We start from the raw sequence: 12,320 nt of genomic DNA, 5'->3' as shown, positions 1-12,320 counted from the left end.
CACGACGTACACTGGTCGGTCCACCGCAGGCCGGTTCCCCCTTGGGGGACCGGCCTGCTCGTCCCCTCAAGGAGGTGCGCCGGATGACGACAACCGTCCCCGCGCTCGGAACCCACTCGGCGGAGGGCTCGACCCTGCAGGCGGTGCTCCTCGACATGGACGGCACCCTGGTGGACACCGAAGGCTTCTGGTGGGACGTCGAGAGAGACGTCTTCGCCGGCCTGGGCCACACCTTGAAGGACTCCTGGCGCGAGGTCGTGGTCGGCGGCCCCATGACCCGCAGCGCGGGTTTCCTCATCGAGGCCACCGGCGCCGACATCACCCTCGCCGAACTCACCGTGCTGCTCAACGACGGCTTCGAGGACCGCATCGACCACGCCCTGCCGATGATGCCCGGCGCCGCTCGGCTGCTCGCCGAACTGGCCGCGCACGACATCCCCACGGCCCTGGTCTCCGCCTCCCACCGGCGCATCATCGACCGCGTCCTGGCCGCCGTCGGACCGCAGTACTTCGCCCTGACCGTGGCCGGCGACGAGGTCGAGCGCACCAAGCCGTTCCCCGACCCCTATCTGCTGGCCACCTCCAAGCTCGGCGTCCGGCCCGAGCGGTGTGCCGTCGTCGAGGACACCGCGACCGGTGTGGCGGCAGCCGAGGCGGCCGGCTGCCGGGTCGTCGCCGTCCCCTCCGTCGCGCCCATCACACCCGCGCCGGGGCGCACCGTCGTCTCCTCCCTGGAGAAGGTCGATCTGCCGTTCCTGCGGGGCCTGATGAGGACCGGATGACCGGATTCCGGTCCCTGCCCGCACGACCCGGGATGTGACGTTCGCCACGCGTGCGGGGGTCGACAGCGAACCCCGCGTGTGCTGCCGACCCCATTTCGGTGCGTCGGGGCGCGCCCTTGTGTCCCGTTTGATGGAACGCTGTGCGAATCCTCCCCCTGTCGGGTTTTCGGTGTGTCCACACCCGGTTTCGCTCCGTGATGGGGTCTCGGCTCCGGTGGCTGCGGGCCCTTCTCGCGGCGCCTACTAATCTCATCGCGGTAAACACCGTCACTACCCCCGTGATCCGCCGCGACACCCCTGCATGCCGGGTACACGGACTCGACCGCTCTGGAGAATCTCGAGCATGAACCGCAAGACTTTGGTGCTGCCGGCCGTCGTCGGCCTGCTCGCTCCTGTGCTCGCCGCCTGCGGTGGTTCCGACAGTGGGAGCAGCAGCGGTGACGCGATCGTCGTCGGCACCACGGACACGTTCACCGAGGACGCGAAGACGCGCCCGGCACCCCTGGACCCGGCGTACGCGTACGACGTGGGCACGTGGAACGTCCTGCGGCAGACCGTGCAGACCCTGATGGCCTACCCCAAGGGCGACGGCGCTCCGCAGCCCGACGCCGCCCAGAGCTGCGGTTTCACCGACTCCGGGAACGAGCGGTACGCCTGCACGCTGCGCAAGGACCTCAAGTTCTCCGACGGCACCCCGATCACCGCCGACGACGTCAAGTTCTCCATGGAGCGAGCGCTGACGATCAAGGACCCCGAGGGCGTCTTCGCGCTGCTGTCCACGATCGACACCATCGAGACCAAGGGCGACCGTCAGGTGATCTTCCACCTCAAGACGGCCGACGCCACCTTCCCCTTCAAGCTGTCCACTCCGGTCGCGGGCATCCTCAACCCCAAGCACTACGAGAAGGACAAGCTGCGCGAGGGCTTCTCGATCGACGCCTCCGGCCCGTACACGCTGAAGGCCGAGGTCAAGAACAACTCGATGGTCAACGCCGTCTTCACCAGGAACCCCAACTATGAGGGGCTGCTCAAGGTGAAGAACGACAAGGTCGAACTCAGGTCCTTCGCCTCCGCGGACACCATGGGCGACGCGCTGTCCAAGGGTGACATCGACGTCATGACCCGTGCCATGACGCCGCAGCAGATCGACAAGCTGTCCGCCAAGACCAACGGCGACATCGACCTCGTCGAGATGCCCGGTCTCGAGGTGCGCTACCTCGGCTTCAACACCGAGGCCGACTCGGTCAAGAACAAGGCCGTGCGGGAGGCGATGGCACAGATCATCAACCGCGGCCAGCTCGTCTCCGAGGTCTACGGCAGCCAGGCCGAGCCGCTGTACTCGATGGTCGCGGCCACCGTCACCGGCCACAACAACGCGTTCCTCAACAAGTACGGCGACCCCAGCGTCAGCAAGGCCAAGACGCTGATGAGCAAGGCCGGCATCACCACCCCGGTCAAGCTGACGATGCACTACACGACCGACCACTACGGTGCGGCGACCAAGAAGGAATTCGAGGTCCTGCAGAAGCAGCTCAACGCCAGTGGCCTGTTCGACGTGTCCATCGAGGGCCAGTCGTGGGACAAGGACTACAAGAAGGACGAGCAGGCCGGCAAGTTCGACGTGTACGGCATGGGCTGGTTCCCCGACTTCCCGGACGCGGACAACTACCTGTCGCCGTTCCTGGACAAGGACAACACCCTCAACTCGCCCTACGTGAACAACGAGATCCGCAACCAGCTGCTCCCGCAGTCGCGGCGTGAGGCCGACCGGCTCAGTGCGGCCAAGAACCTCACCGCGATCCAGGACCGTATCGCCGAGGACGTGCCGCTGCTGCCGCTGTGGCAGGGCAAGCAGTACATCGCCGCCCGCGACGACATCACGGGCTCCGAATGGGCCATCAACTCCTCCTCGACGCTCCAGCTCTGGGAGCTGGGCCGAGGCGTGAGCGAATGACCTGACCGGCCCCGCCGGACACGCGTGAAAGGGCGCCCCTCCACTCGGGAGGGGCGCCCTTCGCGTGTGCCGCGGCCCTTGGGTCCCTGTGGGGAGGCGGCGCCGTTACTGCGCGCCCGGCCGCACCAGGCCGCTCTCGTACGCGTACACCGCGGCCTGCACCCGGTCGCGCAGCCCCAGCTTGGTCAGCACGTGCCCGACGTGCGTCTTGACCGTCGTCTCGCTGACGAACAGGTCCGCGGCGATCTCCGCGTTCGACAGCCCGCGCGCCACCAGCTTCAGCACCTCGACCTCACGGTCCGTCAGCGTGTGCAGGGTGTCCGGCACCGGCTCGTCCCCCGACGGCAGGTGCGTGGCGTACTTGTCCAGCAGCCGGCGGGTGATGCTCGGCGCCAGCATCGCCTCCCCGGCCGCGACCACCCGGATCGCCTGCACCAGTTCGTTGGCCGGGGCGTCCTTGAGCAGGAAGCCGCTGGCTCCGGCGCGCAGCGCCTCCACCACGTACTCGTCGAGGTCGAAGGTGGTCAGTACCAGCACCTTGGCCGGTCCGTCCCGGCCGGGCCCGGTGATCTGACGGGTCGCCTCCACCCCGTCCATCCGCGGCATGCGAATGTCCATCAGCACCACGTCGGGCTGGAGCGCCCGCACCTGGTCGAGCGCCTGGAGGCCGTCCCCGGCCTCACCGACGACCGCGATGTCCTGCTCGGCTTCCAGAATCATCCGGAACCCGGTGCGCAACAGCGGCTGGTCGTCGACCAGTAGGACACGGACGGCCACGTGGAACTCCCTCGATAGGCTATTGCGGCCCCATTCTGCCCTGCGCGCCGTCGTCGGAACCGGGCGCCCCGAAGGGCAGCGCGAGGGGCAGCGGGTAAGGCGGGGGAGTGCCGCCGAACTCGGGACAGAACTCCTGGTGGTCGCACCAGCCGCAGAGCTTGGTCGGCCGCGGCCGCCAGTCGCCCGTCTCCGTGGCGGTCCTGATCGCCTCCCACAGCGCCAGCAGTTTCCGCTCCACCTGCTTCAGGTCCTCGACCACCGGGTCGTACGTCACCACGTCCCCGCTGCCCAGGTAGACGAGCTGGAGCCGGCGCGGGACGACCTTCTTCAGCCGCCAGATCACCAGGGCGTAGAACTTCATCTGGAACAGGGCGCCCTCGGCGTACTCCGGCCGGGGAGCCTTGCCGGTCTTGTAGTCGACGATGCGGACCTCGCCGGTCGGGGCCACGTCCACCCGGTCGATGATGCCGCGCAGGGTGAGCCCCGACTCCAGCTTGGTCTCGACGAACATCTCCCGCTCGACGGGCTCCAGCCGCGTGGGGTCCTCCAGGGCGAACCAGCGCTCGACGAGCTGCTCGGCCTCCGCCAGCCAGCCCGCCAGCCGGGTGCCGTCCGCGTCGTCGGCGAACAGCTCGGCGAGTTCCGGGCGGTTCTTCCGCAGCCGGTCCCACTGGCCGGGGACGAGGGAGCGGGCGCGCGGGGCGGTGCGCTCGGCGGCCGGGGCGTCGAACAGCCGCTCGAGCACGGCGTGCACCAGGGTGCCGCGGGTCGCCGCGGGACTCGGCTTCTCCGGCAGTCGGTCGATCACCCGGAAGCGGTACAGCAGTGGGCACTGCATGAAGTCACCGGCCCGGGACGGCGACAGCGACGCGGGCCGCGCGGGCGCCCGCCGCCGGGCGGCCGGAGCGGGGGCCTGCGCCGGTATGGCGACAGCCGTCGTGGGGGCGGGTGCGGTCGTGCCGGCCGCCGGCCGGGCGGACTCCTCCACCTCGGCCACCTCGGCCGTCGTCGTCGCGGGTTCCGTGTCGGTCGGCGTCGCCGCGCCGCCCTCCGTGCTGGTCTCCATGCCCACAGACCATACGGCCCACCACTGACAAGCTGAGGGGGTGCCGGGGCGGAACACCGCGTGACGTCCGCATACCATCGACTCCGGACCCTTCCGCCCGGTCGCCACCGGGGCCGGGAGACGCTTCGAGCAGTTCGATCAAGGGGACACCGTGGACGAGAGCGGCGGGAGCGGGCAGCCGCGCTCCGGCAACGACCGGGCGACCGATCGCCACGAGGGGCAGCCACCCCGCACCGACCCGTCCCACACCGACCCGTCGCACAGCGATCCGTCCCGCCCTGACGGGCCCCGTACCGATCCGTCCCGTACCGGGACGACCCCGGACGCCGGCGGTTCCGGACCGGCCCCCGGGAATCGGACCCCCGACGAGGACGCGCACACCCCGGCCACCACGGGCGCGGGCACAGGTACAGGCACAGAACCGGGTGCGGGTGCGGGTGCCGGGGGGCCGCGGCGGACCCGTCGGCCCAAGGACCCCGGGGGCGGAATCCTCATGGGCCGCCCCTTCGGCGTACCCGTCTACGTCGCCCCGAGCTGGTTCCTCGTCGCCGCCCTGATCACCTGGGTCTTCGGCGGGCAGCTCGACCGCGTCCTGCCCGAACTCGGCGCCGCCCGTTACCTGGTCTCCCTCTTCTTCGCGGTCGCCTTCTACGCCTCCGTCCTCGTCCACGAACTCGCGCACACCGTGGCCGCGCTGCGCTTCAAGCTCCCGGTCCGCCGCATCCAGCTCCAGTTCTTCGGTGGCGTCTCCGAGATCGAGAAGGAGGCCGAGACACCCGGCCGGGAGTTCGTCCTCGCCTTCGTCGGCCCCCTGCTCTCCCTGGTCCTGGCCGGCGCCTTCTACCTCGCCATGGGCCCCGTCGAACCCGGCACGGTCCCCGGCGTCCTGCTCGCCGGGCTGATGATCTCCAACCTGATCGTCGCCGCCTTCAACCTGCTGCCCGGCCTCCCGCTCGACGGCGGCCGCATGCTCCGCGCCGTCGTCTGGAAGATCACCGGCACCCCCATGAGCGGCACCGTCGCCGCCGCCTGGGTCGGCCGCGCGCTGGCCATCGCCGTCCTGATCGGGCTGCCGCTGCTCACCCAGACCGGCGCTCTGGGCGGCGACCCCGAGGACATCAGCGGCATGGACACGGTCACCGACGCGCTGCTCGCGGCCATCCTCGCCGCCATCATCTGGACCGGCGCCGGCAACAGCCTGCGCATGGCCCGGCTGCGCGAACACCTGCCCGAACTGCGCGCCCGTGCCCTCACCCGGCGTGCCGTCCCCGTCGAGACCGGGACCCCCCTCTCCGAGGCGCTGCGCCGCGCCAACGAGGTCGGCGCCCGCGCCCTGGTCGTCGTCGACCCCCAGGGCGAGCCGCTCTCCCTGGTCCGCGAGGCCGCCATCGTCGGCGTGCCCGAGCACCGCCGCCCCTGGGTCGCGGTCGGCGGGCTCGCCCAGGACCTCACCGAGGGCATGCGGGTCTCCGCGGAGCTCTCCGGCGAGCAACTCCTCGACGTCCTGCGCGCCACCCCCGCCACGGAATACCTCGTCGTGGAGGACACCGGCGAGATCTACGGTGTCCTGTCGGCGGCCGACGTGGAACGCGCCTTCGTCAGGGCGATGGCCCGCCCCGCCTGACCACGCCCCCGTCCGACGGCGGCGGCCGACCCGACCGCATCCCCCGTCCGACGACCGCCCCGTCACGGGCGGCCCCCGACAGAGGCTAGGCTGGGCACATGTCCGAACCGACCGGTGCCGCCCGCCGTCGCGGGCCCTTCAAAGTCGGGGACCAGGTACAGCTGACCGACCCCAAGGGTCGCCACTACACGTTCACGCTCGAAGCCGGGAAGAATTTCCACACCCACAAGGGTTCCTTCCCGCACGACGAACTGATCGGCGCCCCCGAGGGGAGCGTCGTCCGTACCACCGGGAACGTCGCCTACCTCGCGCTGCGCCCCCTGCTCCCCGACTACGTCCTGTCCATGCCCCGCGGGGCCGCCGTCGTCTACCCGAAGGACGCGGGGCAGATCCTGGCCTTCGCCGACATCTTCCCCGGCGCCCGTGTGGTGGAGGCCGGTGTCGGCTCCGGCTCGCTCAGCAGCTTCCTGCTGCGCGCCATCGGCGACCAGGGCATGCTGCACAGCTACGAGCGCCGCGCGGACTTCGCCGAGATCGCCCAGGGCAACGTGGAGCGCTACTTCGGCGGCCCGCACCCCGCCTGGCAGCTCACCGTCGGCGACCTCCAGGACAATCTGTCCGACACCGAGGTCGACCGTGTCATCCTCGACATGCTCGCCCCCTGGGAGTGCCTGGAGGCCGTCTCCAAGGCGCTCGTGCCCGGCGGCATCCTGTGCGCCTACGTCGCCACCACCACCCAGCTCGCCCGGACCGTGGAGTCCATCCGCGAGATCGGCTGCTTCAACGAGCCGACCGCCTGGGAGACGATGATCCGCAACTGGCACATCGAGGGCCTCGCCGTCCGTCCGGACCACCGCATGATCGGCCACACCGGGTTCCTGCTCACCGCCCGCCGCCTCGCCGACGGCGTGGAGCCGCCCATGCGCCGGCGCCGCCCCGCGAAGGGCGCCTACGGCGAGGACTACGCCGGTCCCAACGCCGACGGAGGCACCGCCGGCCGCTGACCCCGCCCGCCGGGCAGCCCCGGCGGCCCGGCGCCGCGTACAACGCACAAGGGCCGTGGCCGAGTTCCCCGACACACCGGGGAACTCGGCCACGGCCCTTCACCGTTGGCGGCCCCCGCCCGACCGCCGCTGGGGAAATCCGGACCCCGCCGTTCCCCGGGACTGTGACGTGTGGCACGATGCCGAGCACCCCCGCCGGCACACCCCTCACAGGAGACGCCGTCCTCGTGCAGCAATCCGCCGTCCCGGAACTGGCCCACGCCACCCCACGCCCGATCCACTGGGTCGCCACGGCCGCGGCCCTGGCCGGCGTGATCGCCCTCTCCAGCGCACTGCAGCCCGGCCACGCGTCGGCCGCCCAGCCCACCCACACGGCCGCGAAGGCCGCCCCCGTCACCACCGCGGCGCCCGACCCGGCCGAGGCGGCCTTCCCCCTCGACTGCGGCCGCAACAAACTCGTCGTCCACAAGAAGGCCGCCGGAGACCTCGACGGCGACGGCCGCCCCGAGACAGCTGCCGTCGTCCGCTGCGAGTCGGGCATGGGCACCCCGCCCGACGGCGTCTACGTCCTCACCCAGGGCGCCGGCGACAAGAAGCCGCGCGTGGTCGCCACCCTCGTCGACCCCAAGGACCGCGACACCGTCACCGACTTCACGGTCGCCGACGGTGCCGTCACCGCGACCATGCTCGGCTACTCCTCGGCCGACGTGCCCAGTTGCTGCCCCGACGTCACCGAGCACGCCAAGTGGCAGTGGAAGAACGGCGTGTTCGAGCGTTCCACTCCGGCGCCGGCCGAGCGGGTCTGAGGCGCCGGCCGTCTCCGGGCGCGCCCACGGGCCCGCGCAGGAGCGACCAATGTGAGAAAACAGACAGAAGTGACGTACTGCGACCTTCAGGTCACCCGGCGTCCGCGGTCTCCACGGCGTCCGGTCCGTGGACCTCCACCCTGTCCGAAACGCGCCGCACATGGATGCACTCGCCCGGGCACTCCCTGGCCGAGTCCACCACGTCCGTCAGCAACGGCAGCGGCACGGGCGTGGTCGCGCCCTTGGCCTGCAGCAGTTCGTCGTCACCGTTCTTCACGTAGGCCAGGCCGTCGATGTCCAGCTCGAAGATCTCCGGGGCGTACTGGGCGCAGATCCCGTCGCCGGTGCACAGATCCTGGTCGATCCACACCTCGAGCGCCTCGCCCCCGCCGGGCGCCTCCTGCTGCACGGTCATCTTCCCTGTCCTTTCTGCGCCGGGCCGGACGGGAATCCGGCCAGCTCCGGCGGGTGTTGAACACTTCGACCCTACCCGTGGCAGCTTTCCAACCGCGTTCGGTGGGTATTCCCCTGGCGTGAGGGAGAGCGCAAGGGTGAAGATCGGACACACCCCGACCGTCTTTGTGATCTAGGGGTTTCAATCGACACCCACCCAGGTAGGGTCTGGAAGCGTCCAGCTCCCCTTGGAGGAGGTGAGGACCGTGGCAGCCCACGACGACGACATGAACCGCGGCATCCGCCCGGGACGCGGGTCCGACGACCCGGCCGGGCAGATCGCCTATCTTGAGCAGGAGATCGCCGTCCTGCGACGCAAGCTCGCCGACTCTCCGCGACACACGAGGATTCTCGAAGAGCGGATCGTCGAGCTGCAGACAAACCTGGCCGGCGTGTCCGCCCAGAACGAACGACTGGCCAACACTCTCCGCGAGGCCCGCGACCAGATCGTGGCCCTCAAGGAGGAGGTCGACCGGCTCGCCCAGCCGCCGGCCGGTTTCGGAGTCTTCCTGCAGGCCAACGAGGACGGCACGGCCGACATCTTCACCGGTGGCCGCAAACTCCGCGTCAACGTCAGCCCCTCCGTGGAGCTCGACGCACTCAGGCGCGGCCAGGAAGTGATGCTCAACGAGGCTCTCAACGTGGTCGACGCCATGGAGTTCGAGAGCGTCGGCGACATCGTCACCCTCAAGGAGATCCTGGAGGACGGCGAGCGGGCCCTGGTGGTCGGGCACACCGACGAGGAGCGGGTGGTGCGGCTCGCCGAGCCGCTCCTCGACATCACCATCCGCCCCGGCGACGCCCTGCTGATGGAGCCCCGTTCCGGCTACGTCTACGAGGTCGTCCCCAAGAGCGAGGTCGAGGAACTCGTCCTCGAAGAGGTCCCCGACATCGGCTACGAGCAGATCGGCGGTCTCGGCGGCCAGATCGAGGCCATCCGGGACGCGGTCGAACTGCCCTACCTCTACCCCGACCTGTTCAAGGAGCACGAACTGCGGCCGCCCAAGGGTGTGCTGCTCTACGGGCCCCCCGGATGCGGCAAGACGCTCATCGCCAAGGCGGTCGCCAACTCGCTCGCCAAGAAGGTCGCCGAGGTCACCGGCCAGGCCGCCGGCAAGAGCTTCTTCCTCAACATCAAGGGTCCCGAGCTCCTCAACAAGTACGTCGGCGAGACCGAGCGGCAGATCCGCCTGGTCTTCCAGCGGGCCCGTGAGAAGGCCAGCGAGGGCACGCCCGTCATCGTCTTCTTCGACGAGATGGAGTCCCTCTTCCGCACCCGCGGCTCGGGTGTCAGCTCGGACGTGGAGAACACCATCGTCCCGCAGCTCCTCGCCGAGATCGACGGTGTGGAGGGCCTGCAGAACGTGGTGGTGATCGGTGCCTCCAACCGCGAGGACATGATCGACCCCGCCATCCTGCGGCCCGGCCGGCTCGATGTGAAGATCAAGATCGAACGTCCGGACGCCGAGGCGGCCAAGGACATCTTCGGCAAGTACCTCACCGAGCGCCTTCCGCTGCACGCCGACGACCTCACCGAACACAGTGGCGACAAGTCCTCCACGGTCCAGGGAATGATCCAGACCGCGGTCGAGCACATGTACGCCGAATCCGAGGAAAACCGCTTCCTGGAAGTCACCTACGCCAATGGGGACAAGGAAGTCCTCTACTTCAAGGACTTCAACTCCGGCGCCATGATCGAGAACATCGTCGGGCGCGCCAAGAAAATGGCGATCAAGGACTTCTTGGAGAAGAACCAGAAGGGTCTCCGCGTCTCCCACCTGCTCCAGGCATGCGTGGACGAGTTCAAGGAGAACGAGGACCTGCCCAACACCACGAACCCGGACGACTGGGCCCGCATCTCCGGAAAGAAGGGCGAGCGGATCGTCTACATCCGTACGCTCATCACCGGAAAGCAGGGCTCGGACACCGGGCGCTCCATCGACACCGTGGCCAACACCGGGCAGTACCTGTAGGACAAGGAAGGCTGCGGGTGCCCACGACGGGTACCCGCAGCCGTCTGCTTTACCGGCCACAGTCGGACCACCAATGACGCAAATGATCTCCCCACCAGCGCAGAGGCGTTCTAGGCTCTTTCGTACCGCCGCGTCGCGCCGTGCGGGGACGGGCACCGCACGCGCATCGGAGCACCAGCGGTACTTGAGCGCCGCCCCCGACCGAGGGCGCCGCCGGGCAAGGAGGGCCGCATGACCGTACGGCGAGTAATGGGCATCGAGACGGAGTACGGGATCTCCGTCCCCGGCCACCCCAACGCCAATGCCATGCTCACCTCGTCCCAGATCGTCAACGCCTACGCGGCGGCGATGCACCGGGCCCGCCGGGCCCGCTGGGACTTCGAGGAGGAGAATCCGCTGCGGGACGCGCGGGGCTTCGACCTCGCCCGTGAGGCCGCCGACTCCACTCAGCTCACCGACGAGGACATCGGCCTCGCCAATGTGATCCTCACCAACGGGGCACGCCTCTACGTCGACCACGCCCACCCCGAGTACAGCGCCCCCGAGGTCACCAACCCGCGGGACGCCGTGCTGTGGGACAAGGCCGGTGAACGGATCATGGCCGAGGCCGCCGAGCGGGCCGCCCAGCTCCCCGGTGCCCAGCCGATCCACCTGTACAAGAACAACACCGACAACAAGGGCGCCTCCTACGGCACGCACGAGAACTACCTGATGAAGCGGGAGACGCCCTTCTCGGACATCGTGCGCCACCTGACGCCCTTCTTCGTCTCCCGCCAGGTCGTCACCGGCGCCGGTCGCGTCGGCATCGGCCAGGACGGCCACGAGCACGGCTTCCAGCTCAGCCAGCGCGCGGACTACTTCGAGGTGGAGGTGGGCCTGGAGACGACGCTCAAGCGCCCCCTCATCAACACCCGTGACGAGCCCCACGCCGACGCCGAGAAATACCGCCGGCTGCACGTGATCATCGGCGACGCGAACCTGTCCGAGATCTCGACGTATCTGAAGGTGGGCACCACGGCCCTGGTGCTCTCCATGATCGAGGACGGCTTCATCGCCGTCGACCTCGCCGTCGACCAGCCCGTACGCACCCTGCACCAGGTCTCCCACGATCCCACCCTGCGGCAGCTCGTCACCCTGCGCAGCGGGCGCACGCTCACCGCGGTGCAACTGCAGATGGAGTACTACGAGCTGGCCCGCAAGTACGTCGAGGAGCGCTACGGCGCCGACGCGGACGAGCAGACCAAGGACGTCCTCACCCGGTGGGAGGACACCCTCAACCGGCTGGAGAACGACCCCATGAGCCTGGCCGGCGAGCTGGACTGGGTCGCCAAGCGGGAGCTCATGGAGGGCTACCGGCGCCGCGACGGCCTGGACTGGGACGCCGCCCGGCTGCATCTCGTGGACCTGCAGTACGCGGACGTGCGCGCCGAGAAGGGCCTGTACAACCGTCTGGCGGCCCGCGGGCGGATCAAACGGCTGCTGGACGAGGGCGAGGTCGAGCGGGCCCGCACGCAGCCGCCGGAGGACACCCGCGCCTATTTCCGCGGCCGGTGTCTGGAGCAGTACGCCGACGACGTGGCCGCCGCCTCCTGGGACTCGGTGATCTTCGATCTGCCGGGTCGGGACTCCTTGCAGCGGGTACCCACGCTGGAACCGCTTCGCGGAACGCGTAATCACGTCAAGGAACTGCTCGACCGCTGCCGCACCGCCGAGGACCTGGTCAGGGTGTTGTCGGGCGGATGAGCGGCCCGCCCGGCCGATCCCGCCGGGCGGGGTGGAAACCGCGGTGCGAGGGAATGATCCGATCACGGAGCCGATGTCGGACCCGGCGAGTAGGGTCTGATCATCACCGATCGGCAGGAATGCCGACCATGTCGGGCG

General features: G+C 69.8%; 10 protein-coding genes. 7 read left to right on the top strand and 3 right to left on the bottom strand.

Annotated features, from left to right (window positions below; genetic code table 11):
• Window positions 1–83 precede the first annotated feature (83 nt).
• Both QFZ64_RS07765 and QFZ64_RS07760 read left to right on the top strand, forming a co-directional pair.
• Complete coding sequence (locus QFZ64_RS07765) at window positions 84–782, top strand: HAD family phosphatase (RefSeq protein ID WP_307063698.1); 699 nt, start codon at window positions 84–86, stop codon at window positions 780–782.
• Window positions 783–1,125: 343 nt separating this feature from the next.
• Window positions 1,126–2,736, top strand: coding sequence for an ABC transporter substrate-binding protein (locus QFZ64_RS07760; RefSeq protein ID WP_307063696.1), 1,611 nt, complete (start codon window positions 1,126–1,128; stop codon window positions 2,734–2,736).
• Window positions 2,737–2,841: 105 nt separating this feature from the next.
• On the opposite strand, the gene QFZ64_RS07755 is transcribed toward QFZ64_RS07760, so the two are convergent.
• Window positions 2,842–3,513: a response regulator transcription factor gene (locus QFZ64_RS07755; protein ID WP_030381534.1), complete on the bottom strand. Its 672-nt coding sequence runs from the start codon at window positions 3,511–3,513 to the stop codon at window positions 2,842–2,844.
• 19 nt (window positions 3,514–3,532) lie between these two features.
• Window positions 3,533–4,579 (bottom strand): RecB family exonuclease, encoded by a 1,047-nt coding sequence (locus tag QFZ64_RS07750; protein ID WP_307063692.1) that lies wholly within the window; start codon window positions 4,577–4,579, stop codon window positions 3,533–3,535.
• A gap of 151 nt (window positions 4,580–4,730) precedes the next feature.
• Between QFZ64_RS07750 and QFZ64_RS07745 the strand changes: the two genes are divergently transcribed.
• The 3 genes from QFZ64_RS07745 to QFZ64_RS07735 all read left to right on the top strand — a co-directional run bounded on the left by QFZ64_RS07745 (window position 4,731) and on the right by QFZ64_RS07735 (window position 8,013).
• Window positions 4,731–6,203 carry a site-2 protease family protein gene (locus tag QFZ64_RS07745; protein WP_307063690.1) on the top strand — a complete coding sequence of 491 codons (1,473 nt, stop codon included), beginning with the start codon at window positions 4,731–4,733 and terminating at the stop codon, window positions 6,201–6,203.
• A 98-nt stretch (window positions 6,204–6,301) separates the two neighbouring features.
• Window positions 6,302–7,207 (top strand): tRNA (adenine-N1)-methyltransferase, encoded by a 906-nt coding sequence (locus QFZ64_RS07740; RefSeq protein ID WP_307063688.1) that lies wholly within the window; start codon window positions 6,302–6,304, stop codon window positions 7,205–7,207.
• 227 nt (window positions 7,208–7,434) lie between these two features.
• Window positions 7,435–8,013 (top strand): hypothetical protein, encoded by a 579-nt coding sequence (locus tag QFZ64_RS07735; RefSeq protein ID WP_307063686.1) that lies wholly within the window; start codon window positions 7,435–7,437, stop codon window positions 8,011–8,013.
• Between the two features lie 91 nt (window positions 8,014–8,104).
• On the opposite strand, the gene QFZ64_RS07730 is transcribed toward QFZ64_RS07735, so the two are convergent.
• Window positions 8,105–8,428 (bottom strand): ferredoxin, encoded by a 324-nt coding sequence (locus QFZ64_RS07730; RefSeq protein ID WP_307063685.1) that lies wholly within the window; start codon window positions 8,426–8,428, stop codon window positions 8,105–8,107.
• A gap of 244 nt (window positions 8,429–8,672) precedes the next feature.
• Between QFZ64_RS07730 and arc the strand changes: the two genes are divergently transcribed.
• Window positions 8,673–10,439 carry a proteasome ATPase gene (gene arc / locus QFZ64_RS07725; protein ID WP_307063683.1) on the top strand — a complete coding sequence of 589 codons (1,767 nt, stop codon included), beginning with the start codon at window positions 8,673–8,675 and terminating at the stop codon, window positions 10,437–10,439.
• Window positions 10,440–10,670: 231 nt separating this feature from the next.
• Window positions 10,671–12,182 (top strand): depupylase/deamidase Dop, encoded by a 1,512-nt coding sequence (dop, locus tag QFZ64_RS07720; protein ID WP_307063681.1) that lies wholly within the window; start codon window positions 10,671–10,673, stop codon window positions 12,180–12,182.
• The last annotated feature ends 138 nt before the right edge of the window (window positions 12,183–12,320 follow it).

Source organism: Streptomyces sp. B3I8, from assembly GCF_030816915.1.
Classification (GTDB): Bacteria; Actinomycetota; Actinomycetes; order Streptomycetales; family Streptomycetaceae; genus Streptomyces.
Note: the sequence above shows the minus strand (reverse complement) of the source record. Positions and strands in the feature narration are given on the sequence as shown.

What these genes read in the sequence shown, in the direction of transcription:
- QFZ64_RS07765 (WP_307063698.1), top strand. Translation starts at nt 84, where the DNA reads ATGACGACAACCGTCCCCGCGCTCGGAACCCACTCGGCGGAGGGCTCG.
- QFZ64_RS07760 (WP_307063696.1), top strand. Translation starts at nt 1,126, where the DNA reads ATGAACCGCAAGACTTTGGTGCTGCCGGCCGTCGTCGGCCTGCTCGCT.
- QFZ64_RS07750 (WP_307063692.1), bottom strand. Translation starts at nt 4,579, where the DNA reads ATGGAGACCAGCACGGAGGGCGGCGCGGCGACGCCGACCGACACGGAA.
- QFZ64_RS07740 (WP_307063688.1), top strand. Translation starts at nt 6,302, where the DNA reads ATGTCCGAACCGACCGGTGCCGCCCGCCGTCGCGGGCCCTTCAAAGTC.
- QFZ64_RS07730 (WP_307063685.1), bottom strand. Translation starts at nt 8,428, where the DNA reads ATGACCGTGCAGCAGGAGGCGCCCGGCGGGGGCGAGGCGCTCGAGGTG.
- dop (WP_307063681.1), top strand. Translation starts at nt 10,671, where the DNA reads ATGACCGTACGGCGAGTAATGGGCATCGAGACGGAGTACGGGATCTCC.